Source organism: Lysobacterales bacterium (assembly GCA_016721845.1).
GTDB lineage: Bacteria > Pseudomonadota > Gammaproteobacteria > Xanthomonadales > Ahniellaceae > JADKHK01.
In genome coordinates, this window is record JADKHK010000013.1 from 1,612,221 (window position 1) to 1,638,602 (window position 26,382).

Sequence of the window (26,382 nt, forward strand, 5' to 3'; positions counted from 1 at the left end):
ATCGGTCCACGCGGGCGGCTGCGAATCGCCGCCCGCAAATCGCCTGATCGGCGTCGTCTGCGCGCCATCGTCGCGCCTCGCGGGGCATCGACAGTCGACACCCCGCCAAGGAGTACACGATGGACGCGACTGCACAGGACACCCTGCCCGCCGACCTGAAACCCTTCGTCTGCGACAGTTGCGACGCGTGGAACGCGGCGCACCCGCCGTTCAAGCTGTTCGGCGGTTCGCACTACATCGGACCGGAAGGACTGAGCGTCGTGGCCATCGATACGGGCGCCGGCGTGATCCTGATCGACGGCGGGCTGCCGCAGTCGATGGACGGCATCATCGCCGGGCTGAAGTCGATCGGTCGCGATGTGCGCGACGTGAAGTACATCGCCGTCTCGCATCCGCATTACGACCACGCCGGTGGCGTGGCCGCGCTCTCGCGGCTAAGCGGTGCCACGGTGCTGTCGACCGACGCCGGCGCCGATGCGTTGCGGAAAGGCGACGTGCCCGATGACGACCCGCAGGCCGGTTACGGCGATTTCATGAAATTTCCGCCCGTCGCGAAGGTGCGCGCGATGGCCGATGGGGAAACCATCACGCTCGCCGACACCACACTGACCGCGCATGCGACGCCGGGCCATACGCCGGGTGGCGCGTCCTGGTCGTGGCGTGACTGCGAAGGGGATCGTTGCATCGACCTGGTGTTCGCCGACAGCCTGAATCCGGTGTCGCACGACGACTTCCAATTCGGCGACGACCCGGAACGGATCGCGACGTTTCGCAGCAGCATCGAGAAGGTGCGCGCACTGCCCTGCGACCTGCTGATCTCGGCACATCCGTCGCAATCGCGCCTGTTCGAACGTCAGGCGAAGGACGCATTGGTCGATGCCGGCGCCTGCCAGACCTATGCCGACGAGGCTTCAGCCCGCTTGGACCAGCGCCTCGCGACGGAGCGCACGCAGGCCCCGATCGACTAGCGCTTCAAGTTCAGGTGGATGACGAAGCGCACGCGCCCGAAGTTCATGTTCATCGTGCTTTCCAGCGTCGCGCCGGCGACCTCGGGTTGCGCCTTGAGGGATGCGAGCAGCACGTCGAGTGCGGCACGATCCGGCAAGGTGCCGGTAAACAGCACGTAGTCGCTTTCGCGACGGAAGTTCAGCAACTGGGCGTCCGCGCCCATCAGCTTCCTGGCGCGGATACGCAGGTCGACGATGCGCGGGTCCTCGTCTTTCTGCAACCAGCCATCGGGATCAGGCGCCGTCTGCGCGCGTTCGTCGAGCGGCAGGTTCTGCACCGTCGGCGTCCAGAACGACGGCACCTCGGCCGGGACGAAGCGCGCCCAGCGGGAGTGCGTGTGGATCGAGTACGGAATGCCGGCACCGGTCTCCGCCCACAGGCTGATGACCTTGCGTTCGGTCTTGTCGAAACGCACCTGCAAGCCGCCACGCACGTCGCGGGTCATCGCGATCTCGGTGTCGTAGTCGCCCTGCTCGACCCACCAGCCGTCGCGACATTCGCCCTTGCGGCCGTGCATGCCCCATTCGGGCACCGGGCCGAGTTGCCTCAGTGTGTCGAACGGCAATTCCCTGCGCACCTTCAACACGCCGCGCATCGGGTCGAACAGCGTCAAGGCCTGCTTTCGCCACGCCGCGTACTCGGCCGGACGTTCCTTGCGAAAACGTTCAATCGCTGCGGCGAACTCGGCCGGGTCGCGATGGAACACCGTGGTCATCGCCGACCCGCCCGAATCGAACAGCGACAGTACCGTCGCCGGCCCGCCCAGCGTGTGCGTGTATGCGGTGTTGCTCCAGTCGACCTGGCTGCCCGCGTCCGCCTGCATCGCGAACGAGCCCGACAGGTCCGGGCAGGTCGTTTCGCTAAGCGGTGTCGGGAAGTCGGGCGCATCGCCGCTGTGGCGGAAGCACCCCGCGGTCAAGCACGCGGTCATCACGACGACGACTCGTGCGAGCGACACGACTCGTCGCACTCGTTCACGCATCGAGATTGATCCAGGTCGCTTTCACTTCGGTGTATTTCTCGAACGCGTGCAGCGACTTGTCGCGGCCATTGCCGCTTTGCTTGTAACCGCCGAAGGGCGCGGTCATGTCGCCGCCGTCCCAGTAGTTCACCCAGACGCTGCCGGCGCGCAGTTTGCGTGCGACGCGATGGGCTTTGCTGATGTCGCGCGTCCACACGCCGGCGGCGAGGCCGAAGTCGCTGTCGTTCGCGTAGCGCAATGCCTGTGCCTCGTCGTCGAACGCAATGACGCTGAGCACCGGCCCGAAGATTTCTTCGCGCGAGATCGTGTGCGTATGCGCGACGTCATCGAAGATCGTCGGTTCGATGTAGCAGCCGCCGGCCACCGGGTGCACACGCTGCCCACCCAGCGCGAGGCGCGCGCCGTCGGCCTGGCCCTGCTCGATGTAGGACAGCACGCGACGCGTCTGGTCTTCGTCGACCATCGCGCCCGTCGCGGCGTCGGGATCGAGCGGATGGCGGGGCTGGTAACGTTTGCCGGCCTCGACCACCATCGCGACGAACTCGTCCTTGATCGAACGCTCAACCAGCAGGCGCGATGCTGCCGTGCAGACTTCGCCCTGGTTGTAGAAGATGCCGCTGGCTGCGGCCTCGGCCGCACGCTGCAGGTCCGGCGCGTCGGCGAAGACCAGGTTCGGACTCTTGCCGCCGCACTCCATGTAGGCACGCTTCATGTTCGAGCGACCGGCGCAGGTCAGCAGATGACGACCCACCGCCGTCGAGCCGGTAAACACGAGACCATCGATGCCCATGTGCAAGGCCATCGGTTCACCGCATTCACGGCCGTAGCCCGGCAAGACGTTCAGCACGCCCGCCGGAATGCCGGCTTCGATCGCGAGTTCGGCCAGACGCAGGGCCGTCAGCGGCGACTTCTCGCTGGGCTTCAGGATGACCGAGTTGCCGGTCGCCAGTGCCGGCGCGATCTTCCACGTCGCCATCAGCATCGGGAAGTTCCACGGCACGATCGCGCCGATCACGCCCAAGGGCTCGCGCGTCACCAGGCCCAGTTCGTCATGTCCGGTGGCTGCAACTTCGCCGTAGACCTTGTCGATCGCCTCGCCGGTCCAACTCATGCAGCGCACGCTGGCGGCGACGTCGACGTTCAACGCATCCATCACCGGCTTGCCCATGTCGAGCGATTCGAGCAGGGCCAGCTCCTCGCGATGGTCGTGAATCAGTTGCGCGAACTTCACCAGCACCTTCTTGCGATGCGTCGGCTTGCTGTTCGACCAGTGGCCCGCTTCGAACGCACGTCGTGCGACCTGCACCGCGCGACCGACATCGGCCTGGTCGCAGCGCGCGACTTTGGCAAGCACGGCGCCGTCGATCGGGCTGAGCGCGTCGAAGGTCGCGCCGCTCAGCGCATCCACGTGTTTCCCGTCGATGAAGGCCTGATACGGAAAGCGCAGCGCGGCGGCCTTGGCCTGCCAGTCGGATTGGGTGGGGATGTTCATGACTCGTTCCCGTTCGTTCGTATTCGGTCTTCCCTCGCTGATTGGACGAGAGGAAGTGCTGATGCTGCTCCCTCGCCCCGCAGCGCGGCGAGAGGGTGGCGCGGAGCGCCGGGTGAGGGGTAAGTCCTTGCCGAAGCGCGCCCCTCATCCGCCTTCGGCACCTTCTCCCCGCTGCGCAGGGAGAAGGAAGAGCTAGAACGTCGGCGGCGTGCTGGCGCTGACGATGATGACGTCGCCCTGGCCGACGTTGCGGAAACGATGCGGGCGCTGGCATTCGAAGTAATAGGCTTCACCGGGACCGAGCACGCGGACGTTGTCGCCGACGGTGATCTCGACCTGCCCCTGCAAGACCACGCCCCCCTCTTCGCCCTCGTGGGTGATCATGGTGTCGCCGGTATCGCTGGCCGGCGGCATCACTTCGCGCAGGATCGTCATCTGGCGGTTGTCGCGGCGCTGCCCGACGAGGAAATAGTGGATGCCGTTGGTGCCGAGATCGGGCATGTCGTCCGGCTGGTAGAACGGACTGTCCGGGCCGCTGACCTCAAAGTCGGCGGTGAAGAATTCGGCCAGCGACATCGGAATGCCGTCGAGCACCTTCTTCAGCGAACTGATCGAGGGGCTGACCTTGTTCTGCTCGATCAGCGAGATCGTGCTGTTGGTCACGCCGACCCGTTTGGCCAGCTCGCGCTGGCTCAGGCCCTTGGCCTTGCGTACCGCCTGCAGTCGCAGCCCGATGTCCACGCCGACGCCTCCGTGATGCGAAATGTTGAACAGTGCGAGCCGTGAGCGTCCAACATCGGCGCGCCGTTGTAAAGTTTATTTGACACTGCTAGCGTGCCCGTTATTTCACGGAGCCTGGACATGCGCAGCGAACTCGCCCCCTTCCACAGCCATTACGCGAACGAAGCGACCTCGTCGCCGGAACAGATGGGGGCGTTCTGGATGCCGTTCTCGGCCAACCGACAGTTCAAGTCGAAGCCGCGCCTGCTCGCATCCGCGAAGGGCATGTTCTACACCTCCGTGGATGGCCGCGAGATTCTCGACGGCACCGGCGGCCTGTGGTGCTGCAATGCCGGCCATGGCCGCGACCGCATCGTCGCTGCCGTGCAACAGCAGATCGCGACGATGGACTTCGCGCCGACCTTCCAGATGGGTCATCCCCTGCCGTTCAAGGTGGCCGAACGCCTGGCCGCGATCTCGCCGGAAGGCATGAGCCGCGTGTTCTTCACCAATTCGGGCTCGGAGTCGGTCGATACCGCACTGAAGATCGCGCTGGCCTATCACCGTGCCCGCGGCGAAGCCTCGCGCACGCGCCTGATCGGTCGCGAAAAGGGCTATCACGGCGTCGGCTTCGGCGGCATCTCGGTCGGCGGCCTGCCGAACAACCGCAAGTTCTTCGGCCCGCTGCTGCCCGGCGTCGACCATCTGCGCCACACGCTCGATATCGGTCGCAATGCGTTCTCGAAGGGCTTGCCACCGAATGGCATCGAACTCGCGGAAGACTTGGAACGGATGGTCGCGCTGCATGACGCCAGCACGATCGCCGCGGTCATCGTCGAGCCGATCGCCGGTTCCGCCGGCGTGGTGATTCCGCCGGACGGTTATCTCAAGCGTCTGCGCGAGATCTGCGACAAGCACGGCATCCTGCTGATCTTCGACGAAGTCATCACCGGCTTCGGTCGCGTCGGCAAGGCCTTCGCGGCGCAGCGCTTCGGGGTGACACCGGACCTCATCACCTGCGCCAAGGGCCTGTCGAATGGTTCGGTGCCGATGGGCGCGGTGATCGCGTCCGACAAGATCCACGACACCTTCATGACCGGACCCGAGGGCGCGATCGAACTCTTCCACGGCTACACCTATTCGGGCCATCCGCTGGCCTGCGCTGCGGCACTGGCGACGCTCGACATCTACGAAGAGGAAAACCTGTTCGAGAAGGCGATCGAACTCGAAGGCTACTGGCAGGACGCGATCCACTCGCTCAAGGGCCTGCCGAACGTCATCGACATCCGCAATTTCGGCCTGATCGGCGCGATCGAACTGGCGCCGCGCGAGGGCAAGATCGGTGCGCGCGCCTATGACATCTTCACGACCTGCTTCCATGACAAGGATCTGCTGATCCGCGTGACCGGCGACGTGATCGCGCTGTCGCCGCCGCTGATTCTCGACAAGTCGCACATCGACAGGATTTTCTCGACGCTCGCGGATACGATTCGCGCCACTGCGTAAGGCGCAGCCGCATTCACGTTTTCGTTCAACGCCCCGGGAGGGCAGTCATGCTGATCGGCGTACCCAAGGAAATCAAGAACCACGAATACCGCATCGGCCTGACGCCGGCCGGCGCCCGCGAACTCACGCATCATGGCCATCAGGTCATCGTGCAGCGCGATGGTGGCAAATCCATCGGCTTGACCAACGAGATGTACGAGAAGGCCGGCGCCCGCATCGTCGATACGGCCGAGGACATCTTCGCCCGCGCCGACATGATCATCAAGGTCAAGGAGCCGCAGCCGGGTGAATGCAAGATGCTGCGTCCGGGCCAGCTGCTCTATACGTACCTGCACCTGGCGCCGGATCCGGACCAGACCGCGGCGCTGGTGAAGTCCGGTTGCACCGCGATTGCCTACGAAACCGTCACCGACCGCAAGGGCGGCCTGCCGCTGCTGGCGCCGATGTCGGAAGTCGCCGGCCGCATGTCGATCCAGGCCGGTGCGCATGCGCTCGAAAAGGCGCAAGGCGGTTCCGGTGTGCTGCTCGGCGGCGTGCCCGGCGTGAAGCCGGCGGAAGTGCTGGTAATCGGCGGCGGCGTGGTCGGCATCAATGCCGCGCGCATGGCCATGGGCCTGAATGCCCGCGTCACCATCCTCGACCGCTCGCTCGATCGCCTGAAGTACCTCGACGAGCTCTACGGCGACAAGATCACGACGCTGTACTCGACCATCGACGCCATCGAAGACCTGCTGCCGATGACCGATCTCGTCATCGGGGCCGTGCTGATTCCGGGTGCCGCAGCGCCGAAGCTGGTGTCGCGCAAGCACCTGTCGCTGATGCGTCCGGGTTCGGTACTGGTCGATGTCGCGATCGACCAGGGCGGCTGCTTCGAGACCTCGAAGGCCACCACGCACCAGCATCCGACCTACGAAGTGGACGGCATCATCCACTACTGCGTCGCGAACATGCCCGGCGGCGTCGCCCGTACCTCGACCTTCGCGCTGACCAACGCCACGCTGCCGTTCGCCGTGCAACTCGCGAACAAGGGCAAGAAGGCGATGCTCGATGACGGCCATTTGCTCAACGGCTTGAACGTGCACGCCGGCAAGATCACCTTCGAAGCAGTGGCGAAGGACCTTGGCTACGACTACGTGCCGGCGGCGGAAGCCTTGAAGTCGTGACCTGGTAGAGCGCCCCTCACCCTGCCCTCTCCCCGCTGCGCGGGGCGAGGGAACGAGAGACGCAATCGATGTCTTTCCTTCGCCCCGCGCAGCGGGGAGAAGGTGCCCGAAGGGCGGATGAGGGGCGCTTTCGCTGATCGTATGTCCAACGACAAATCCCACTTCCCCTCCCGCACCGACCTCGCGTTCACGCGCGAATCGCCCTACGGTACCCAGGCCGAACCGACCTACTCCGGCGCACTCAGCTTCCTGCGCCGGACCTACACGAAAGACCTCGCCGACGTGGATGTCGCCGTGTTCGGCATCCCGTTCGATACCGCCACGACGAATCGACCCGGCACCCGTTTCGGTCCGCGTGCGATCCGCCAAGCGTCCGCATCGTTGGCCTGGTGCCGCCCGTACTCGTGGGATTTCGATCCGCTCGATCGCCTGCACGTCATCGACTTCGGCGATCTCCATTTCGACCATGGCCGCCCCGAGCGCGTACCCGATGCGATTCGCGATCAGGTTGCAGCGATTGTTTCGGCGGGCGTGCTGCCGCTGGCCCTCGGTGGCGATCATTTCGTCAGCTACCCGATCCTCCAGGCGCTCGCCGCGAAACACGGCCCCCTGTCGCTGATCCATTTCGATGCGCACAGCGACACCTGGGAAGACGCCGATGGCCGCATTGACCACGGCACGATGTTCTTCCACGCCGCGAAGCAGGGCCTGGTCGATCCGGCCCGCTCGATCCAGCTCGGCCTGCGCACCTTCAATCCGGAATCGCATGGATACGACGTGCGCGACGCGAACTGGATGCATGCGCATGGCCTCGCCGCGACCCTCGCCGCGATCCGCGAACGCGTCGGCGCGCAGCCCTGCTATGTCAGCTTCGACATCGACTTCCTTGACCCCGCCTACGCGCCCGGCACCGGCACGCCGGTCGTCGGCGGTTTCAGCACGCACGATGCCCTGCACCTGATCCGCGGCCTCGCCGGCCTGAACGTCATCGGCGCCGATGTCGTCGAAGTCAGCCCGCCCTACGACGTCAGCGACATCACCGCGCTGGCCGCCGCCAGCATCGCGCACGAACTGCTCGCAGTCATCGCATCGCGGTATCCGGATCGTCCGGCGCGATGAACTGGTTCATTCTCTTTCTCGCCGGCCTGCTCGAAATCGCGTGGGCGATCGGGTTGAAGTACAGCGAGGGCTTCACGAAGTTGTGGCCGAGTTTCTGGACCGTGATCACGATGGTCGCGAGCATGGTCCTGCTTGCGATCGCGATGAAGTCGCTGCCGGTCGGTACGGCCTATGCGGTCTGGGTCGGCATCGGCGCGGTCGGCACGGTGGTGCTCGGCGTCGTGCTGTTCAACGAATCCGCCGACTTCTGGCGCATGGCCAGCGTCGGATTGATCGTGGCGGGCATCGTCGGGTTGAAGCTGGCAACATCAGATTGACACGGCCGACTGCAGCCCAAACAGCCCCGGCGCTAGACTTCAGCCATGGAGTTCGAATGGGACCCAGCCAAGGCCGCCGCCAATCACCGCAAGCACGGTGTGTCCTTCATCGAGGCTGCGACGGTGTTTGGCGATCCGTTGGCGTACACTTTCCCCGACCCGGATCATTCACGGGGCGAAGCGCGCTGGATCACTTTCGGCATGTCGAAAGGACGACTTCTACTCGTCATCGCCCACGTGGAGCGTGGTTACCGCATCCGCATCATCAGCGCCCGAGAGGCGACCCGGCATGAGCGCAAGATCTACGAGCAAGGCTAAATCGACATCGAACAACAGTCTTCGAGACGAGTACCGGACCGAAGACCTGGGCGTTGGCGTGCGCGGGAAATACCTGCGGCAATTCGAAGCAGGAACGAATCTGGTGTTGCTGGCACCGGACGTCGCCCGTGTCTTCTCCACCGAGCGTGAAGTCAACGATGCGCTTCGATCACTGATCGGTGTCGCCGAGCGCAGCACCCGTCCCACATCGCGACGCACATCATCGGCACCGAAACAATCCAGCAGCAAGAAGTAGGTTCCACGAATCACGCCTGAAGGCGCTCCAACCGTCTCAGCGGCGGAAGCGGACGTAGGCGCGTTTGAGCAGGTACAGCAACTGGCCGGCGAAGCCGCGTTCCTGCGCCTGCAGCAGGCGCGCGTTCTCGGCATAGAGTCTCTGCAACTGACCATCGCGTTGCGCGATCAGGGTGTGCAGGGTCGCGACGTCGATGGCATCGAGCACGCGGCCTTCGACGAAGCGTTCCGGCAACTGCGCATCGACATAGTGTGTGCTGTGCTTGCCCGCGGTTTCCGCAGCCGGTCGATCGTGGCTGTAGAAGTACAGCGCGACCGATTTGCGCGAGCGACCCGATGCCTCCGGCGGCAACGCGATGCGGTCGAAGCCGTGCCAGCTGTGTTCCGTGGTCTCGAAGATCACGCAGCGATTGAAGACCGGCGCGATGCGCTGCATCGGCACGCGGTCGACGTAGGGATCACGGAACAGTTCGAGATGGCCGCCCCAGGCCTCCGACCAAGCTTCGTTCAAGTAGACGATCAGGTTCAATCGCCGATGCCAGCGCTCGCTCGGGTGATAGTTGAAGTCGATGTGCGCCTGCAGACATTGTCCATCGCGGTTCTCGTGGGTGCCGCCACCCAGGTAGAAGGGGTCGTACAACAGGCCGTCGATGCCGGTGATGGCGCCGACGAAGTCGAGGAAGTTGCGGCTGCGGATGACCTCGTCGAGATGCCGGTAAGCGGCACCGATCGACGGCAGGTTCTCCAGCACCGACTTGCCGCCAGGTCGGCCATCGTCGCCGACGCTGTTGCCGGCTTCGAAGCGCGGAAATTCCGTCAGCAGCGCATGCGCGAATTCCGGCACCAGGAAATCGTCGATGACGACGTGGCGGAACGGCTGCGCGGCATCGAACGCGGCACGCCAACACGCGACATCGGACCGCACCGTATCCGAGACGATCGACGCCGGCACCGCGCTCACCAGTCGGTCCGGCCCGGGATCAGTCCGTGCAATTCGGCGTCGGTGAGATTGCGCCACTGGCCGATCTTGAGCGCACCGAGCTTGACGTTGTCGATGCGCACGCGCCGCAGTTGCTTGACGCGATAACCGAAGGCCGCGGCCATCAGGCGGATCTGCCGGTTCAGGCCTTGGGTCAGCACGATGCGGAAGCCGAAGCGGGCGATGCGGGCGGTCTTGCAGGGCTTGGTCATCTGTTCGTGCAGGCGCACGCCCTTGGCCATGCCGCGCAGGAACTCGGGTGTGACCTCGTTGTTCACGCCGACCAAGTATTCCTTCTCGTGGCCGTTCTCGTGACGCAGGATCTCGTTGACGATGTCGCCATTGCTGGTGAGCAGGATCAGTCCCTCGGAGTCCTTGTCGAGGCGCCCGATCGGGAAGACGCGCTTTTCGTGGCCGACGAAGTCGACGATGTTGCCGTTCACCGAAGTATCGGTCGTGCAGGTCACGCCGACCGGCTTGTTCAGCGCGATGTAGACATGCTTGCGCCCGGCCTTCTTGACGCGTGCGCGCAGGCCCTGGCCATCGACCCGCACGTCGTCGCCCTCGGCATACATCGTGCCGACAGCGGCCGGCACGCCGTTGACGGTGACGCGGCGCTCGGACAGCAGCTTGTCGGCCTCGCGGCGCGAACAGAATCCGGTATCGGCGATGTGTTTGCTGATGCGCATGGCGGGGTTTCGATCGAAAACGGGGCGCGATGCTGGCACATCGGCGCCGAGCCGTCACACCGCAGCGTGAAGGCCCGGCACCCCGGACAGGGTCACGGCGCCGGCTTCGCGCCCTTCAGATGCGTGTCGAGGAATTTCAGGATCTCGCCGTAGGCACGGATCTGGTTTTCCTTCTTGGTGAAGCCGTGGCCCTCGTCATCGAACACGACGTATTCGACCGGCACGCCGTTCTTCTTCACCGCCGCCACGATCTCGTCGGATTCCGGCTTGATCACGCGCGGATCGTTCGCGCCCTGCAGCACCATCAGCGGCTTGGTGATCTTGTCGGCATGGAACAACGGCGAGGTGGCGATCAGGAAATCGCGTTGCGTCTCGGGATTGCCGACCTCCTGGTACAACGCCTCGCGGAAACTTTCCCAGTACGGCGGAATGCTCTCGAGCGTGCGCAGCCAGTTGGTGACGCCGAAGATGTCGACGCCCACCTTGAATTCCTCGGGCTGGAAGGCGAGTGCGGCAGCGGTCATGTAGCCGCCGTAACTGCCGCCCATAATGCCGATGCGGTCGGTATCGACGTAGTCAAGCGTCTGCAGGAAGGCCTTGCCATCCACGCAATCCCAGAGCGGTTCACGGCCATGCTTGCCATCGTCCGCGGCAAAGAAGGACTTGCCATAACCTGAACTGCCGCGGTTGTTGATGCCGAGGATGACGTAGCCGTGATTCGCCAGATACTGCGCAGCATAGTTGTAGGCGCGCGTCGTCTGTCCACCGGGTCCGCCATGCACCAGCAACATCGCCGGTGCCTTGTTCGTCGCGGTCGCCTGTTGCGGCTTCCACAGGATGTTCGGGATCTCCAGACCGTCGCGCGCCTTGAAGCGCACCACGCTGGAATCGACCAGATCGGCGGCATCGATGCGCGCGCTCAGCGAGGTGGTCAGGCGCACCGGCTGCGCCTGACCGAAGTCGAGCACGTACAGATCGTTCGGCTGGCGGTCGCCATTCACGTAGAACGCCATGCGCGCTTCCGAACGCGAGATCCGCACATTGCGGATTTCACCTGCGGGCAGGCGCGGCAACGCGACCGGCGTACCGCTGGCGACGTCGAACAGTTCGACGACGGTGGCGCCATCGACGTTGGTCATGTCGATGCGGTACTTGCCGTTGTGCGAAAACGCGACATCGGTGATATCCCAGTTCGCACTGCGCACGTCGCTGTGGGTGCCCGTCGCGAATTCGTAACGGCGGAGGCGCGCGAACTCGCTGCCTTCGTTGCTGGTGTAGTAGAGAAACCGTCCGTCCGGCGCGAAGTCCTGGGCCGAAAACTGCGCATCACCCTGATGTGGCGTCAGGTGCACCACCTTGCCGCTGTCTCGATCGAACAGGTGCAGGTCATTGTCGTTGGTGGTGCGCGTCTTGCCGAGCGCGATGTAGCGGCCGTCGTCGGAAATCTCGCCCAGCTCGTAGCCTGCATCGTTCCGGAACACCAGTTCACGCGCATAGGTCCGGGCGTCGTAGCGATACAGATCGAAGAACTTGGGGTCGCGCTCGTTGCTGCTCAGATAGAAGGCATCGCCCGCATGACTGAACCCGGCGAACGCCGCCTTGAGCTTGTCGCCCGGCGTGAGATCCCGCTCGCGGCCATCCGCCTCGATGACGTAGACATGATTCAGTTCGTTGCCGCCCTGGTCGCGCGTCACCAGCATGCGCGCATCGTCAAAAAAATAGCCGATGGCATAGACGTTGTCGGTCGTCGACTGGGTCACGGCCGTCCACTCGCCGCCTCCGACCGGCATCGTGTAGGCATTCCAGATGCCGCTGCGATTCGACGAGAACAGCAGCCGGCTCTCATCCGGTGCGAACGACGCCCCCGAGACCGAGACGGTATCGATGAAGTCGGCGATGTCGTAAGACTTCGCCGGACGCGCGGGCGCTGCCGCGGCGGCCGATTCGGCGCTCGCCTCGGCGCGCTGCTCGTGCATCGAACAACCGGACGCGAGGAACGCGGCGCAGGCCGCAACGGAAAACAACAGGCGTATGCGATTCGACATGACCATGCTCCGACGGAAAACCAGGGGGACGCTACCACGCGGTTGCGCCGGCGATGAATGCGACACGCCGACGAGGACGATCACGACGAGCCGCCCGACGCCGGCACGCACAACGCCTGCCAGCGCGGATGCGGGCGACCATGCCGGCTCAGCAACAGCGCGCGCGTACCCACCGCGGCGTCGGTGCATTGCTGTCGTGCTTGTGCCTGCAGCAGGTCACGCCAGGCGGTCTGCCAGTCTTCGTTCAAGGCTTCCGGCACGATCGCCTCGATCACGGCCAGCGCTTCGGCATCGGCATGCTGCGCGATCAGGATCCTGGCCTGCACCAGCGCCGCCATGCCGCGCTCGAAATGCCGTGGATCGAGCTTGGAAAGCAGAGGCAGTGCCGCCGCGACGCGGGCTTCAGCCGCATCGGCGCGGTCGGCATACAGATCCAGCTCGGCGAGACCGATCTGGCAGCGCAGCGCCGAAGGATTCGCTTCCAGCGCGCCTTCGGTCGCGCTCCGGGCACAGGCCTCGAACCAGCGCCGGGCCGCAGCGAAGTCCTGTCGCTCCAGGGCCAGCACCCCGGCCACCCGTGCAGCCCGCAGGACCAGCAAACTGTTGGCACCGTACTTCGCGAGCAAGCCGGCATGGGCGGGTTCGATCAGGGCCTGGGCTGCAACGAAATCTCCGGTCGCGGTCAGCACGCCGGCGAGATTGGCCTCGACCACGGCGACCATGTGGCTCTGCGCGCCGTAACGCTCGCGGTTCAAGGCCACCGCCTCCTGCAAATGCAGCAGCGCCTGCGCGGTCTCGCCGGCGCCATATTCGGTCATGCCGAGATTGTTCAGGCGAACCCCGTACTCCGGATGCTCACGGCCCACCACGTCGATGAAGCTCGCGATCGCCAGGCGATGCTGTACCAGGGCTTCGCCGAAACGCCCTTGCATCGCCAACACCCCGGCCAGATTGTTGCGGTCGCGGGAAAGCCGCAGCGGGTCGAACTTGCTGGCCTCGCTGATCCGAACCGCTTCGCGCAAATGTTCCTCGGCCTCGGTCAGTCGTCCGAGGTTTTGCAGGTTCTGGCCCAACTGGCTGTGCACGGACAGGCGCTTGCGCGTCAGTTCCGGACGCGATCCGGCCAGGGCCAGCGCACGCTGCAGCAGGCCCAGACTCTCGTCGCCGCGCCCGAGGAAATTGAGTGCGTTCGCGCGCAGGATCATCACGTCGATGCGGCCATCCGGCGCCAGCGTGCTGGTGCCCAGATCGATGCGATCGAGCAGCGGCCGCGTCAGTTCCTCCGCTTGCGTCTGTTCGCCCGCGGCGTTCGCCACCAGCGCGCGCTTCAGCTCGATCCGCTCGCGCACCACGGCATCGTCGTCGCCGACGAGGCGCTCCGCGAGGCCGAGGTGCGCGAGCGCGGCGTCGCGCAACCCCAGGGTATTTTCGGTGTCGGCGATCTGCGTCAGGAGTTCGGCCCGCAGATCGCCGCTGATGTCGTCCTGCTGCTCGATCCGGCGGGCACCCGCCTCGAGGATCTGGCGCGCGGTCAACTCCTTGCCCTGACTGATCGCCGGATCGGCGCTGGCCAGGACTTCGCTCAACAACTGAAACGACTGTTCGGCGCGGTCGCGCTCGTGCCGCGTCTCTCGCAACTGCATCGCCAGCAGCAGGGTCGCCGCACCCAGCACGGTCAGGACCACCAACGTGCTGGCGACCAGGTAACGATGACGCCCGACGAACTTGCCGAAGGCGTAACGCGCGCTGCCGGCGCGCGCCGCCACGGCGCGGCCATCGAGGAAGGCGTCCAGGTCGTCCGCGAGTTCCGCCGCACCGCGATAACGTGCCAGCGGCGACTTGCGCAGGCATTTCAACAGGATCGCATCGAGGTCGCCGCGCAGCCGGGCACCGGAGGTACCCGAGGTCGCGACGCCGGGATCTCGCGCCACCTGGCTCGGCCGGATCGGGTCGGTGTCGCAGATCGCGCGCAGCTGATCCGGTGTGGCAGACGCGCGTCCGTAAGGTGAACTGCCGGTCAGCAACTCGTACAGGATCACGCCGAGCGCGTAGACGTCGGTCGCGGTCGTGATCGCCTCGCCGCGTACCTGTTCGGGGGCCGCGTAGCGTGGCGTCAGCAGCTGCATGCCGGTCCCGGTCGCGACTTCGGCTTCGACGCTGTCGTCGAGCAATTTGGCGATGCCGAAGTCGAGCAGCTTGGGCGCGCCATAGGCATCGACCAGGATGTTCGCGGGCTTCAGGTCACGGTGCACGACCAGACGCTGGTGCGCCGCATGCACGGCACGACAGATCGCGACGAACAGGCGCAGCAGTTCGCGCAAGTCCGGCCTCGCACGCTCGGCCCAGCCATCGAGCCGCTCGCCCTCGACGAACTCCATCGCCAAGTACGGCGTGCCGTCGGCGAGCGTGCCGCCATCCAGCAGGCGCGCGATATGCGGGTGATCGAGACTGGCGAGGATGCGGCGCTCGGCACGGAAGCGTGCGCGCCGGTCCGGGTCGCGCAAGGCGTCGTGACCGAGCAGCTTCAGCGCCACCTTCTGCTTGAAGTCGCCGGTATCGCGCTCGGCCAGCCAGACCACGCCCATGCCGCCACGACCGAGTTCGCGCAGGATGCGGTAGTCGTCGGGCAACGCGGGCATCACTGGCGCCCCATCGACTCGATCGAGCGGCGCATTGCCGGTGCGGTCGCCCTCCAGCAGGGCTTCGACGTCACGCCTCAGCGCGACGTCGTCCCCGCACGCCTCGGCGAGAAAGGCGGACCGCGCCGATTCGTCGCGCTGCGCCGCGAGCAGGAAGATCGCCTTGGCCTGGCGATAGCGCAGCGCAGCCTCGCTCATGCCGACAGTTCCCGCTTCAGCCAAGCCTTGGCATGTTGCCATTCGCGGTAGGTCGATGACGGATGCTGGCCAAGCACGGCCGCCGCTTCGTCAATGGACAGTCCCGCGAAGTAGCGCAGTTCGACGATGCGCGCCGCCTGCGGATCGAGTGCATCGAGCCGAGCCAGTGCCGCATCGAGTGCGATCAGCTCAGCGCTGTCGTCGATCGCGACACCGACCGCGGCTTCCAGCGCCTCCAGCGTCTGACCACCGCCGCGCTTGTCGGCATGGTGGCGGCGGGCATGGTCGACCAGCACCTGCCGCATCGCACGTGCTGCGGCACCGAAGAAATGCGCCCGGTTCTCGAAGTCCGGTTCGGCGCCGATCAGCTTGATCATCGCTTCGTTGACGAGTGCCGTCGGTTGCAAGGTGCGTGCCGGTGCACCGCCCGAGAGCAGACTGGCCGCCATCTGCCGCAGCTCGCGATAGACCTGATTGAACAGGCGCTCGGCCGCGACGCGATCGCCGCCGTGCCAAGCCGCCAGCCAGCCGGTCAGATCCGCATCGCCGCTGCCGTTCGTCACCGCCCGCCCCTCGCCGCACGACGCCGATTGTGCGCCGGGCGACCCGGGCAGGGAAGTCGCTCGAAGCGGCGAGGGATTCTTGGCGACGACCTCATCCAACTCGTCGGCACCGACGGCTTGGAGTAGCTATTTGCGGCCTGCGCGATGGACAATGACTCCCGATCCACGGAGCCTCCGCATGTCTGCCACGATCAGCAAAGCCACGCCGATCCTGTTCGTCGAACGCATCGAACGCTCGCTGCCGTTCTTCGCGGCGGTCGGCTTTTCCAAGGTCATGGAGGTGCCGCACGGCGACGATCTCGGGTTCTGCATACTCAACGACGGACGGATCGAACTGATGTTGCAATCCTATGGCTCACTCACCGACGACATGCCGCAATTGAACGACGCGGCGCGTGGCAGGAGCTTTCTGTTCGTCGAAGTGCCGGACCTGGCCGCGGTCGAAGCCGCACTGGCCAGGCATACCGTCTACATGCCGCGGCGATCCACCTTCTACGGCTCGGAAGAAACCGGCTATGTCGAACCGGGCGGCCACTACGTCACCTTCGCGCAGTTTGCGAAGGTGCCTTGAGCTCAGCGCTCGCCGTCCTCGTCGTCACGCGCCGATTCGATCGGCACCGCATCGCCATCCTCGATGTCGGGTGATTCGTCACCTGCTGCGGCAGCGGCCTCGGCATTGTTCGGATCGTTCGCCGCCGCCTCGATCATCTGCTGTTCGTCGGTCTGCACGCCGATGTGATACGTCGCGAAGCCGGGCAACACGATCTGGTTCAGGGCCATTCCGATGAGCTTGCCCTGCACCGGCGACACGATCGCGCGTTCGCTGTTCTGCACCGGATCGACGACCTTGCCGAGACGCTGGCCGACACGCACGCGATCACCGAGATTCACCTCGGAGAACAGCATGCCGCCGGCGTCCGAACGCACCCACTTCGCCGAGTAGAACAAGGCTTGCGGCTCCGCCCACATGCGGAAGCTGCGGGTCATGCCCATCTTGTGCAGCAGGGTGTGCAAGGCCTGCACCGCATGATCGATCTCGGCGGGCTCCAGTCGCATTGGTGAGCCCACTTCGAAGGTGATGGCCGGAATTCCCGCTTCGACGGCCGCGCGCCGCAACATGCCGCGCGCACCTGGCGAATGCAGCACGGCGGTGGCGCCGAAGCCGCGCGAGAACTCGAGCACGGCCGGTATGCGCAGATCGCCACGCACCTGCGGCAGGTTCTTGCGATCGAACGAGCCGGTATGGAAATCGACCAATGCCTGGCAATTCACCGCGACTTCGTTGAAAAAACTGTGCGCGATGCGCGAGGCGGCACTGCCGGTGGTCGAGCCCGGGAAGTAGCGATTCAGGTCGCGCCGATCCGGGAGGTAACGCGAACCGCGCGCGTAGCCGAGGAAATTCACGATCGGCACGCCGATGACGGTCCCCGACATTTCCACCGGATCGAGTTCGTTCATCAGTCGGCGAATGATCTCGATGCCATTCAACTCGTCGCCATGCACGGCAGCGGTCAGGCAGATGCGCGGCCCGACCGTCGATCCATGCACGACGATCACCGGCGTGGTCACCACGGTGCCGTCGAAGCTCTGCCCGGAGGCCCAGCGCAACTCTGCGCGCGTGCCCGGCCTGACCGATTGACCCAGCAGTGACAGCGGTGTGGTCTCGGCGCCTTCGGCCAACACCGGCACCGGGGTCACCGCCACGGCATCCATCGTGGGCGAAATCACCGCAGCCGGCGTTCGCGCGACCGGCGATGGCGCGATCGGTGCCTGGTCAGCGGTGTCCGCTGTCGATGGCTTCGCCTTTGCGGGCGCCACCGCTTGCACGGGCTGGGCTGCATCGACGGGAAAGTCTTGGGCCACGACCCCGCTCGCGCCCAGCAGCGCGGCGAGTGCCCACAGCCCCCTCACGTCGCCGCCCCGCGACAGGCGGCGCAGACGCCATGCACTTCCAGCGTCTGCGCCCGCGGCGTGAATCCGAGCGCATGGGCATGCGCGACCAACTGCGTCGCCACTTTCGAATCGCAGAACTCGGTCGCCGCACCGCACTCGTCGCAGATGAAGAACGGTACCGTGTGGCGCTGGTCCGGATGATGGCAACTGGTATAGGCGTTGATCGATTCGAGCTTGTGGATGAAGCCGTGCTCGATCAGGAAATCGAGCGCGCGATAGACCTGGGTCGGGGCCGCGCGCGCCACTTCCGGGCGCAGCTGGTCGAGCAGGTCATAGGCCTTGACCGGCTTGTCGGCGACCGCGATCAGCTCCAGCACGCGCCGACGCATCGGCGTCAGCTTGAGTCCGCGCGCGTCACACGCGGCTTCCACGGCATGCACGAATGTCACCGGCGCATGTGCGTGCTGGTGACCGCCGTGCCGCAGCGGACTCATCTCAGGCAACCTGACGCTGGCAGTGGCGAATCGCGGCATCGATGCGCGCAAGCGCGCGCTTCTGGCCGGTCAGGTAGACCGTCTGGTCGATCGACGGCGATACCTGCGAGCCGGTGATCGCGACACGCAGCGGCTGTGCCACCTTGCCCAAACCGACGCCGACCTGCTCGGCTGCGGCGCGCAGGGCGGCATCGACCGTGGCCGGCGACCACTCGCCCTCGGGAATCGCCGCCAGCGCATCATGCGCCGCCTGCAGCGGCTGCGCAGCGCTGGCGAGCAGGTGCTTCGCGGCCGAATCGGCCTCGTAGCTCTCGAATTCCTCGTACCAGCAGCGCGCCTTCTCGGCCATTTCCTTCAGCGTCTTTACGCGATCGCGCAACGCGATCACGATCTCCGCCGGCTTCGGACCATGCGCCATCGCGTAGTGCAGGTCTTCCAGGTGCGGGATCAGGTGCAGGGCGACTTTTTCGGGCGCATCGGTCTTGAGGTAGTGCTGGTTCAGCCAGGTCAGCTTGTCCATGTCGAAGCGCGCCGGCGCGCGATTCACATCGCGCACGTCGAATTTCTGGACCAGTTCCTCGCGCGAGAACACTTCCTGGTCGCCATGCGACCAGCCGAGGCGCACCAGGTAATTCAGCAACGCGTGCGGCAGGAAACCGTCGTCGCGGTAATTCATCACGTTGACGGCGCCATGGCGCTTGGACAGGCGGGCACCGTCCTGGCCAAGGATCATCGGCAAGTGCGCGAACACCGGCGGTGCGTGTCCCATGGCGTGGTAGATGTTGATCTGGCGCGGCGTGTTGTTGATGTGGTCGTCGCCACGGATCACTTCGGAGATCTTCATGTCGACATCGTCGACCACGACCGCGAAGTTGTAGGTCGGGAAATCGTCCGAGCGCCAGATGATCAGGTCATCGAGTTCCTCGTTCGAAATTTCGATCTTGCCGCGCACCTTGTCGTCGAACACGACGCTGCCGGACTGCGGGTTCTTGAAGCGGATCACCGGCACCACGCCGTCGACCGCCGCGGCACCGTGCCGACACTTGCCGTCGTAACGCGGTTTCTCATTGTTGGCCATCTGTTGCTCGCGCAGCGACTCCAGGCGCTCCTTGCTGCACCAGCATTGATACGCCTTGCCCTCAGCCAGCAGCTGCTGCGCGACATGGCGATATCGATCCATGCGCTCGGTCTGGTAGAACGGACCTTCGTCGTAGTCGAGGCCGAGCCACTCCATCGCATCCAGGATCGCGTTCACCGACTCCTGCGTCGAACGCTCGCGGTCCGTGTCCTCGATGCGCAGGATGAAGGTGCCGTTCTGGCGGCGCGCCTCCAGCCAGCAATACAGCGCCGTGCGGGCGCCGCCCAGGTGCAGCAGGCCGGTGGGACTCGGGGCGAAGCGGGTGCGGTAGGTCATGGATGGAAGCTCGAGAGTAGGCGGCAAGGATAGCAAGGCGAAACCGACGCGCAGGTGACTACGCGGTCTCTCGCCGCGCCGCGTAGAACACCTCGGCAAAGGCCTCGAAACGGTGTTCGGCGATGGCGGCGCGGATGCCCTGCATCAGCTCCTGGTAATAGTGCAGGTTGTGGATGGTGGCCAGCGTCGAGAACAGCATTTCGCCGCACTTGTCGAGATGACGCAGGTAGGCCCGCGTGAAGTTCTGGCAGGTGTAGCAGGTGCAGTCCTTGTCGACCGGCGCGGTGTCGCGTTCGTAGCGGGCATTGCGGATGCGCACGTTGCCGAAGCGCGTGAACAGGTGCCCGTTGCGCGCGTTGCGGGTCGGCATGACGCAGTCGAACATGTCGACGCCGCGGCGCACGCCCTCGACGATGTCTTCGGGCCGGCCGACGCCCATCAGATAACGCGGGCGATCGGTCGGCAGATGCGGCAGGGTCACGTCGAGCACATGCTCGCGCTCGGGCGCCGGTTCGCCCACGGAAAGCCCGCCGATCGCATAGCCATCGAATCCGATCTGTGCAAGACCTTCGGCCGAGCGCTTGCGCAGGGGTTCGTACATCCCGCCCTGGACGATGCCGAACAACGCATTCGGATTCTGCAGCTTGTCGAAGGCGACACGACTGCGCTCGGCCCAGGCCAGCGACAATTCCATCGACTCGCGCGCCTGCATCTCGGTGGCCGGATACGGGGTGCATTCGTCGAAGATCATCACGATGTCCGAATTCAAGGCGCGCTGGATGCGCATCGATTCCTCGGGCGACAGGAACACCTTGCGCCCGTCGACCGGGGATGCGAAATGCACGCCTTCCTTCGTAATCTTGCGCCGCTCGGCCAGCGACCAGACCTGAAAACCGCCGGAGTCGGTCAGGATCGGCTTGTCCCAGCCGATGAAGCCGTGCAGGCCGCCATGCGCCTCGATCACCTCGGTGCCGGGACGCAGCCACAAGTGGAAGGTATTGCCGAGGATGATCTCGGCACCGATGTCGAGCACCTGCTGCGGCGTCATGCCTTTGACGGAGCCATAGGTGCCGACCGGCATGAAGGCCGGCGTCTCGACCGTGCCCTTGTCGAACTGCAGGCGACCGCGGCGAGCGCGGCCGTCGGTGGTATCGAGCGTGAACTGCATCAGGAATCCTTGGGCGGCACGATGAACATCGCGTCACCGTACGAGAAGAATCGGTAGCGCTGGGCCACGGCGTGGGCGTAGGCGGCGAGCACGCGCTCGCGTCCGGCAAAGGCCGAAACCAGCATCAGCAGGGTCGATTCGGGCAAGTGGAAGTTGGTGATCAAGGCATCGACCGAGCGGATGCGATAGCCCGGAAAGATGAAGATCTGCGTCTCGCCCGCGAAAGGCTTGACCTCGCCCTCGCGCGAGGCTGATTCGAGCGCACGCACGACGGTGGTGCCGACCGCGATCACGCGATGTCCGGCCGCACGCGTCGCCCGGATCTGCTCGCACAGCACCGCGCCGACGTTCAACCATTCCGAATGCATCGTGTGCTCGTGCACCGAGTCGACCCGCATCGGCTGGAACGTGCCGGCGCCGACATGCAAGGTCACGTGACCGAACTGCACGCCGCGGGCACGCAGTTCGTCGAGCAGCGGCGCGTCGAAATGCAGACCGGCCGTGGGTGCCGCGACCGCACCCGGTTCGCGCGCGAACACGGTCTGGTAGCGCGCCGCATCTCGCTCGTGGTCGACCTCCTTGATGTAGGGCGGCAGCGGCATCCGCCCGATGCGGTGCAGGACCGACTCCAGCGGTTCCGGCGTCTCGAAGCGGATCCGGAAGAACTCGCCATCGCGGCCGAGCACGGTGGCCGGCACGCCGTCACCGAGTTCCAGCCGCGTCCCTTCCTTGGGTGTCTTGCTGGCGCGCATCTGCGCCCGAACCTCGTGTGTGCCGAGCACGCGCTCGATCAGGACCTCGACTTCACCGCCGGTGCTCTTGCGGCCGAACAGTCGCGCCGGAATGACGCGCGTATCGTTGAACACCAGCAAGTCGCCCGGCTGCAGCAGCGTCAGCAAGTCGCGGAACTGGCCGTCGATCAGACACGAATTCGCCCCGTCGAGCACCAACAGGCGACTGGCCGAACGTTCGGCCAGCGGCGACTGCGCGATCAACTCGGCGGGCAGATCGAAGTGGAAATCGGATTTCTTCACGGAATGGCCCAATCGGGCCGCGCATTATCGCGCAGACGGGCGATTCGCGGGCGAATCCATGCTCAGGCTCGCCGCTTCGTTCATGCGGTGATTCAATACTCGTCCGCCCAGCCCGCCGTGCCGATCCCGTGAGCCTCTATTCCCTCACCCGCCCCTTCCTGTTCGCGCTCGATGCCGAAGCCGCGCATGGCGCCGGCCTGCGCGCCATCGAACTGGCCTATCGCACCGGCCTGAACCCGCTGCTGTCGAGCAGGCCGAAACCGTTGCCGACCCGCGCTTTCGGCATCGAATTCCCGAATCCGGTCGGGCTGGCCGCCGGACTGGACAAGAACGCGGCGCACGTCGATGCATTGGCGTCGCTCGGATTCGGTTTCATCGAGGTCGGCACGATCACGCCCAAACCGCAGCCGGGCAACCCGAAGCCGCGCATGTTCCGCCTGCCCGAGCATCACGCCGTGATCAATCGCCTCGGCTTCAACAATGCCGGCGTCGATGCACTGATGAAGAACCTCGACTGCGCACGCTACACCGGCGTGCTCGGCATCAACATCGGCAAGAACAAGGACACCCCGAACGAGCGTGCCGTCGATGATTATCTGATCGGCCTGCGCGCGGTGCACGAGCGCGCGACCTACGTCACCGTGAACATCTCGTCGCCCAACACCAGCGGCCTGCGCGACCTGCAGGAAGAGGACACGCTGCGCCGTTTCATCGGCCGCTTGCGCGAGGAACAGGAGAAACTCGGCGCGAACGGACGGCGCAAGCCGATGCTGCTGAAGATCGCACCGGACTTGACGGAAGCCGAGATGGACGCGATGGCCGAGGTGCTGCTCGCCGCCGGGATCGATGGATTGATCTGCACGAACACGACGATCGAACGTGATGCAATCAAGGGCCACCGTCATGCCCATGAGGCGGGCGGGCTCAGCGGGGCACCGGTATTCGCGCGCGCCACGGCCGTCCTCGCCGGCATGGCGAATCGCACGAACGGAACACTCCCGATCATCGGTGTCGGCGGCATTCTGGACGGCACCGATGCGCAAGCCAAGATCGCGGCGGGTGCAACCCTGGTGCAGTTCTACACCGGCATGATCTATCGGGGTCCGGCCCTGATCGGCGAATCGGTCGAGGCGATCCGTGCCGGCAGGGGCTTCTGACATGCTTGATCGGACGCTGCGCGAACAGGTGTCGCTGAAGCCGATGAATACCTTCGGCGTCGAAGCCCGAGCGCGCTGGTATGCGGAAGTCGCATCGCCGACCGACCTGTCCGCGCTGCTCGCCGATGAACGCGTCGTGGATCGGCCCGTGCTCGTGCTCGGCGGCGGCAGCAATCTGCTGCTGACGCGCGACCCCGCCGGGCTGGTGGTGCGCTACACCGACGAGCATATTCGCGTCATTGCGCCGGGCCGCGATTCGCACCTGGTCGAAGTCGGCGCCGGCCGGAGTTGGCATGCGTTCGTCGAGTGGTCGTTGGCCAACGGTTATGTCGGCCTGGAGAATCTGGCCTTGATCCCGGGCACGGTGGGTGCTGCACCGATCCAGAACATCGGCGCGTATGGCGTCGAGGTCGAATCGTTCGTCAACGCGGTCGAAGTATTCGATCGCGAGCGCCGCTGCACGACCATCTTCAAACATGACTTCTGCGAATTCGCTTATCGGTTCAGCCGCTTCAAGCGGGACGACGAGCGCGATCGCTACATCGTCGTCAATGTCCGCTTCCGGCTGCCGCGCAGTGGCGGACTGCGGCTCGACTATCCGGGCATCCGCGAAGAACTGGCCACGATGCAGATCGCAGCACCGGGCGCGCAGGATGTCTTCGACGCCGTCGTCCGCCTGCGTCGTCGCAAGCTGCCGGACCCGGCGCAGATCGGCAACGCAGGAAGCTTCTTCAAGAATCCGGTGGTCTCCACCGACGTCGCCCAGGCACTGCTGAGTGCGCACCCATCAGCGCCGAACTTCGACGCCGGTGCGGGCCAGCGCAAACTCAGCGCCGGCTGGCTGATCGACCAGTGCGGGCTCAAGGGCTACCGCGATGGCGATGCCGGCGTTTCGGCGCAACACGCGCTGGTGCTGGTCAATCACGGCAATGCCAGCGGCATCGACATCTGGCGCGTCGCCCAGCATGTTCAGGCCTGCGTGCGCAACCGATTCGCGATCACGCTCGACCCGGAGCCGGTGGTGATCTGAGCTTGTCGGCAGGACGCGGATAGTCGATAACATCGACCCTCGTCCAACCCGACCGAAGGCCGCTCCCATGGCGAACATTCCCGCTGCATCGACCACGCCCACATTGCCGCAACAGGTCTCTCCCGAAGCCCGGCAGGCACGCGCCTTCCAGCTCTCGCTGGCACGAACCGAATACAACTACATGCGCAGTTACCTGGAAGCGGTGCCGATGTCGGCGGACTTGCCCGACGCGGAGAAATTCAGCCTCGATTTCGAAGCCCAGGTCGTCAAGGTCTTCAAGCCGCTGGCCGAGAACTTCAAGAATGCCGTCGAATTCCTGCTCCGGCGCGAACTGGCCAACGACCTGCCGACCGACGCGCTGAAGCGCGTGCATGACGCCTACGAGAAACTGCGCGAAGACTTCAGCCTGCTGCATCCAAAGCGCGACATCGAAGAATTGAAAGCCTTTCTCGAAAGTCTGGCGGCATTGCCGAAGGCGCTGGAAGGCTTGGTCACGTTGCCCAAGGATGTCGAGAAGATGCTCGCCGGCCTGAAGGCGGTGTTCGACGAATTCCTGGCGACCGGGCCGACTGCGTTCCTGAAGTCGACGCTGTTCGACACGCTCAACGCGACCCATGGCCGCGATTACCTGATGCCGCATTCGATCGCCGACTACGAGACGCAGTTCACCGCGATGGCACCACCGATGATGTTGACGCTCGAACGCCAGCCGTGGATGCCGAAGGACGACAAGCCCTGCGAGCAGGACTGGTTCTTCGGACACCTGCAGATCGCCGGTTTCAATACCACCCAATTGCGCGGCGTCGTGCGGGAGGCAGCAGCGGGCAGCCAGGCGATCGTGCTCGCCGACCTGCAGAAGAAGTGCCCGATCAACGATGCGCTGCTGCAGCGCGTACTCAGCGACCCGACGATCACGCTCGACCAAGCGATTTCCACGCGGCGCCTGTACGCCGTCGATTTCTCCCAGTTCGAGGGCGCAAAGGCCGATTGCCTGCACGGCGAGCAGCGCTACCTCTGCGCACCGATCGCACTGTTCTATTGGAATCCGACGCCGCCGCCGGGCTACCCGCCGGGCGGTGCGTTGCAGCCGGTCGCGATCCAGCTGGCGCAGCAGTTCGATGCCGAATCGGCGCCGATCTTCACCCCGAACGACTGCGCCGGCGGCAACGACCCGACGCTGCTGAAGTGGCGCATCGCGAAACTCCTGGTGAATGTCATCAGTGCGATCCAGCACGAGTCGGTGGCCCATCTCGGCGACTGCCACCTGATCATCGAGGCGATGGTGGTCGCCACGCATCGCCAGCTCGCCGACACGCATCCGCTGTTCAAGCTGTTGTGGCCGCATTTCCGCTTCACCATCAACATCAATGATGACGCCATCCACAGCCTGATCGTGCCGGGCGGCGTGGTCGCGACCAATGTCGGTCCGGCCATCGAATCGACCCTCGAACTCGTCGGCAACGCCCACCGGGCCTGGCGCTGGGACGACAATTGCCCCGATCGCGTGTTCGCGTTGCGCGGCGTCGACCAGCTGCCCTCCTTCCCGTTCCGCGACGACACCCTCCTGCTCTGGACTGCGACGCGCAAGTTTGTGGGCGATTACCTGCGCGTCTACTACCGAAATGATCAGGACGTGCGCGATGACAGCGAATTGCAGGGCTGGATCCACGAACTCACGTCACCGCTGTATTGCGGCTTCAAGGGACTCGGCGGACTCGCCACGACCGGCGATCCGCAGCGCCCGTACCGGATCGAACGCCTCGACTACCTGATCGACATGGTCGCGCACATCATCTACACCGCCGGGCCGCAGCACGCTTCGGTGAACTATGCGCAGTATCCGTTGATGTCCTACATGCCGAGCGTCGGCGGCACCATCTACCATGCCCCCCCGACGCGCAGCGACACCTTGAACAGCATCGACGACTGCATGGCCTGGTATCCGCCGCTGGATGTCGCGCTGTACACGTTCTCGTTCGAATACCTGCTGAGCAGCGTGCAATACGACACCTTCGGTCACTACGAGCACAACCCGCGCGATCCGTATTTCGGCGATGCGCGCGTGCAACCGCTGGTCGCCGATTTCCAGGGTGAACTCGCCGCGATCGAAAAGGAGATCCGCCAGCGCAACCGGACGCGGCCGATGCCCTACCCGTTCCAGCTGCCGTCGATGATTCCAAACAGCATCAGCATCTGATC

The 26,382-nt window shown here is 65.2% G+C and carries 24 protein-coding genes; 11 read left to right on the forward strand and 13 right to left on the reverse strand.

The genetic code is table 11. From position 1 onward, the window contains the following. The first annotated feature begins 119 nt into the window (after window positions 1-119). Window positions 120-968: a subclass B3 metallo-beta-lactamase gene (gene bla, locus IPP28_14850; GenBank protein ID MBL0042273.1), complete on the forward strand. Its 849-nt coding sequence runs from the start codon at window positions 120-122 to the stop codon at window positions 966-968. On the opposite strand, the gene IPP28_14855 is transcribed toward bla, so the two are convergent. The 3 genes from IPP28_14855 to IPP28_14865 all read right to left on the reverse strand — a co-directional run bounded on the left by IPP28_14855 (window position 965) and on the right by IPP28_14865 (window position 4,223). After that, entirely contained in the window at window positions 965-1,990 is a 1,026-nt protein-coding gene (locus IPP28_14855; protein ID MBL0042274.1) for a hypothetical protein, read from the reverse strand. The genes bla and IPP28_14855 overlap by 4 nt on opposite strands. Further along, window positions 1,983-3,482 carry an aldehyde dehydrogenase gene (locus IPP28_14860; GenBank protein MBL0042275.1) on the reverse strand — a complete coding sequence of 500 codons (1,500 nt, stop codon included), beginning with the start codon at window positions 3,480-3,482 and terminating at the stop codon, window positions 1,983-1,985. The genes IPP28_14855 and IPP28_14860 overlap by 8 nt, the downstream gene beginning before the upstream one ends. Before the next feature lie 192 nt (window positions 3,483-3,674). Continuing rightward, a complete protein-coding gene (locus IPP28_14865) occupies window positions 3,675-4,223 on the reverse strand; it encodes a cupin domain-containing protein (GenBank protein ID MBL0042276.1) in 549 nt (182 codons plus the stop codon). 120 nt (window positions 4,224-4,343) lie between these two features. Between IPP28_14865 and IPP28_14870 the strand changes: the two genes are divergently transcribed. The 6 genes from IPP28_14870 to IPP28_14895 all read left to right on the forward strand — a co-directional run bounded on the left by IPP28_14870 (window position 4,344) and on the right by IPP28_14895 (window position 8,881). Next, the gene (locus IPP28_14870) at window positions 4,344-5,708 is read left to right on the forward strand and encodes an aspartate aminotransferase family protein (protein ID MBL0042277.1); all 1,365 of its coding nucleotides are present in this window, start codon (window positions 4,344-4,346) and stop codon (window positions 5,706-5,708) included. Between the two features lie 47 nt (window positions 5,709-5,755). Then, entirely contained in the window at window positions 5,756-6,871 is a 1,116-nt protein-coding gene (gene ald / locus IPP28_14875; GenBank protein ID MBL0042278.1) for an alanine dehydrogenase, read from the forward strand. A 141-nt stretch (window positions 6,872-7,012) separates the two neighbouring features. After that, entirely contained in the window at window positions 7,013-7,990 is a 978-nt protein-coding gene (speB, locus tag IPP28_14880) for an agmatinase (GenBank protein MBL0042279.1), read from the forward strand. Beyond that, window positions 7,987-8,307, forward strand: a complete 321-nt coding sequence (gene sugE, locus IPP28_14885) for a quaternary ammonium compound efflux SMR transporter SugE (GenBank protein ID MBL0042280.1) — start codon at window positions 7,987-7,989, stop codon at window positions 8,305-8,307. Before speB ends, sugE begins: the two co-directional genes overlap by 4 nt. Before the next feature lie 45 nt (window positions 8,308-8,352). Continuing rightward, window positions 8,353-8,625: a BrnT family toxin gene (locus IPP28_14890; GenBank protein MBL0042281.1), complete on the forward strand. Its 273-nt coding sequence runs from the start codon at window positions 8,353-8,355 to the stop codon at window positions 8,623-8,625. Further along, a complete protein-coding gene (locus IPP28_14895; GenBank protein ID MBL0042282.1) occupies window positions 8,597-8,881 on the forward strand; it encodes a hypothetical protein in 285 nt (94 codons plus the stop codon). The genes IPP28_14890 and IPP28_14895 overlap by 29 nt, the downstream gene beginning before the upstream one ends. A 36-nt stretch (window positions 8,882-8,917) precedes the next feature. Here IPP28_14895 and IPP28_14900 read toward each other — a convergent pair whose 3' ends face one another. The 5 genes from IPP28_14900 to IPP28_14920 form a co-directional block, all read right to left on the reverse strand. Further along, window positions 8,918-9,841, reverse strand: a complete 924-nt coding sequence (locus IPP28_14900) for a 2OG-Fe(II) oxygenase (GenBank protein ID MBL0042283.1) — start codon at window positions 9,839-9,841, stop codon at window positions 8,918-8,920. Beyond that, on the reverse strand, window positions 9,838-10,548 hold the full coding sequence (locus IPP28_14905; GenBank protein MBL0042284.1) for a pseudouridine synthase: 711 nt from the start codon (window positions 10,546-10,548) through the stop codon (window positions 9,838-9,840). The genes IPP28_14900 and IPP28_14905 overlap by 4 nt, the downstream gene beginning before the upstream one ends. A 92-nt stretch (window positions 10,549-10,640) precedes the next feature. Further along, window positions 10,641-12,593, reverse strand: a complete 1,953-nt coding sequence (locus tag IPP28_14910; protein ID MBL0042285.1) for a S9 family peptidase — start codon at window positions 12,591-12,593, stop codon at window positions 10,641-10,643. Between the two features lie 80 nt (window positions 12,594-12,673). Then, entirely contained in the window at window positions 12,674-15,430 is a 2,757-nt protein-coding gene (locus IPP28_14915; GenBank protein MBL0042286.1) for a protein kinase, read from the reverse strand. Beyond that, on the reverse strand, window positions 15,427-15,993 hold the full coding sequence (locus tag IPP28_14920; GenBank protein MBL0042287.1) for a sigma-70 family RNA polymerase sigma factor: 567 nt from the start codon (window positions 15,991-15,993) through the stop codon (window positions 15,427-15,429). Before IPP28_14920 ends, IPP28_14915 begins: the two co-directional genes overlap by 4 nt. A 178-nt stretch (window positions 15,994-16,171) precedes the next feature. Here IPP28_14920 and IPP28_14925 point away from each other — a divergent pair, with 178 nt between their 5' ends. Beyond that, a complete protein-coding gene (locus IPP28_14925; protein ID MBL0042288.1) occupies window positions 16,172-16,564 on the forward strand; it encodes a hypothetical protein in 393 nt (130 codons plus the stop codon). 2 nt (window positions 16,565-16,566) lie between these two features. Here the strand turns inward: IPP28_14925 and IPP28_14930 are convergent, their stop codons facing one another. The 5 genes from IPP28_14930 to queA are packed head-to-tail and all read right to left on the reverse strand — an operon-like array spanning window position 16,567 to window position 21,996. Beyond that, window positions 16,567-17,856 (reverse strand): succinylglutamate desuccinylase/aspartoacylase family protein, encoded by a 1,290-nt coding sequence (locus IPP28_14930; protein MBL0042289.1) that lies wholly within the window; start codon window positions 17,854-17,856, stop codon window positions 16,567-16,569. 44 nt (window positions 17,857-17,900) lie between these two features. Continuing rightward, the gene (locus IPP28_14935) at window positions 17,901-18,380 is read right to left on the reverse strand and encodes a transcriptional repressor (GenBank protein MBL0042290.1); all 480 of its coding nucleotides are present in this window, start codon (window positions 18,378-18,380) and stop codon (window positions 17,901-17,903) included. 1 nt (window position 18,381) lies between these two features. Next, complete coding sequence (gltX, locus tag IPP28_14940; protein ID MBL0042291.1) at window positions 18,382-19,794, reverse strand: glutamate--tRNA ligase; 1,413 nt, start codon at window positions 19,792-19,794, stop codon at window positions 18,382-18,384. 58 nt (window positions 19,795-19,852) lie between these two features. Then, window positions 19,853-20,962, reverse strand: a complete 1,110-nt coding sequence (tgt, locus tag IPP28_14945; protein MBL0042292.1) for a tRNA guanosine(34) transglycosylase Tgt — start codon at window positions 20,960-20,962, stop codon at window positions 19,853-19,855. Next, window positions 20,962-21,996 (reverse strand): tRNA preQ1(34) S-adenosylmethionine ribosyltransferase-isomerase QueA, encoded by a 1,035-nt coding sequence (gene queA, locus IPP28_14950; GenBank protein MBL0042293.1) that lies wholly within the window; start codon window positions 21,994-21,996, stop codon window positions 20,962-20,964. The genes tgt and queA overlap by 1 nt, the downstream gene beginning before the upstream one ends. A 128-nt stretch (window positions 21,997-22,124) precedes the next feature. Here queA and IPP28_14955 point away from each other — a divergent pair, with 128 nt between their 5' ends. From IPP28_14955 to IPP28_14965, 3 genes are all read left to right on the forward strand, one after another. Continuing rightward, window positions 22,125-23,153, forward strand: a complete 1,029-nt coding sequence (locus IPP28_14955) for a quinone-dependent dihydroorotate dehydrogenase (protein ID MBL0042294.1) — start codon at window positions 22,125-22,127, stop codon at window positions 23,151-23,153. A 1-nt stretch (window position 23,154) separates the two neighbouring features. Then, window positions 23,155-24,183, forward strand: coding sequence for a UDP-N-acetylmuramate dehydrogenase (murB, locus tag IPP28_14960; protein ID MBL0042295.1), 1,029 nt, complete (start codon window positions 23,155-23,157; stop codon window positions 24,181-24,183). Between the two features lie 67 nt (window positions 24,184-24,250). Beyond that, window positions 24,251-26,380, forward strand: coding sequence for an arachidonate 15-lipoxygenase (locus tag IPP28_14965; GenBank protein ID MBL0042296.1), 2,130 nt, complete (start codon window positions 24,251-24,253; stop codon window positions 26,378-26,380). Window positions 26,381-26,382 lie beyond the last annotated feature (2 nt).

Bases quoted from the DNA above. Each gene is read 5' to 3' on its own strand.
- IPP28_14855 (MBL0042274.1), bottom strand. From the start codon at position 1,990: ATGCGTGAACGAGTGCGACGAGTCGTGTCGCTCGCACGAGTCGTCGTC.
- IPP28_14965 (MBL0042296.1), top strand. From the start codon at position 24,251: ATGGCGAACATTCCCGCTGCATCGACCACGCCCACATTGCCGCAACAG.
- IPP28_14925 (MBL0042288.1), top strand. From the start codon at position 16,172: ATGTCTGCCACGATCAGCAAAGCCACGCCGATCCTGTTCGTCGAACGC.
- IPP28_14915 (MBL0042286.1), bottom strand. From the start codon at position 15,430: ATGAGCGAGGCTGCGCTGCGCTATCGCCAGGCCAAGGCGATCTTCCTG.
- speB (MBL0042279.1), top strand. From the start codon at position 7,013: ATGTCCAACGACAAATCCCACTTCCCCTCCCGCACCGACCTCGCGTTC.
- IPP28_14910 (MBL0042285.1), bottom strand. From the start codon at position 12,593: ATGTCGAATCGCATACGCCTGTTGTTTTCCGTTGCGGCCTGCGCCGCG.
- IPP28_14905 (MBL0042284.1), bottom strand. From the start codon at position 10,548: ATGCGCATCAGCAAACACATCGCCGATACCGGATTCTGTTCGCGCCGC.
- IPP28_14870 (MBL0042277.1), top strand. From the start codon at position 4,344: ATGCGCAGCGAACTCGCCCCCTTCCACAGCCATTACGCGAACGAAGCG.
- sugE (MBL0042280.1), top strand. From the start codon at position 7,987: ATGAACTGGTTCATTCTCTTTCTCGCCGGCCTGCTCGAAATCGCGTGG.
- gltX (MBL0042291.1), bottom strand. From the start codon at position 19,794: ATGACCTACCGCACCCGCTTCGCCCCGAGTCCCACCGGCCTGCTGCAC.
- IPP28_14895 (MBL0042282.1), top strand. From the start codon at position 8,597: ATGAGCGCAAGATCTACGAGCAAGGCTAAATCGACATCGAACAACAGT.
- IPP28_14935 (MBL0042290.1), bottom strand. From the start codon at position 18,380: ATGAGTCCGCTGCGGCACGGCGGTCACCAGCACGCACATGCGCCGGTG.
- tgt (MBL0042292.1), bottom strand. From the start codon at position 20,962: ATGCAGTTCACGCTCGATACCACCGACGGCCGCGCTCGCCGCGGTCGC.
- murB (MBL0042295.1), top strand. From the start codon at position 23,155: ATGCTTGATCGGACGCTGCGCGAACAGGTGTCGCTGAAGCCGATGAAT.
- bla (MBL0042273.1), top strand. From the start codon at position 120: ATGGACGCGACTGCACAGGACACCCTGCCCGCCGACCTGAAACCCTTC.
- IPP28_14890 (MBL0042281.1), top strand. From the start codon at position 8,353: ATGGAGTTCGAATGGGACCCAGCCAAGGCCGCCGCCAATCACCGCAAG.
- ald (MBL0042278.1), top strand. From the start codon at position 5,756: ATGCTGATCGGCGTACCCAAGGAAATCAAGAACCACGAATACCGCATC.
- IPP28_14860 (MBL0042275.1), bottom strand. From the start codon at position 3,482: ATGAACATCCCCACCCAATCCGACTGGCAGGCCAAGGCCGCCGCGCTG.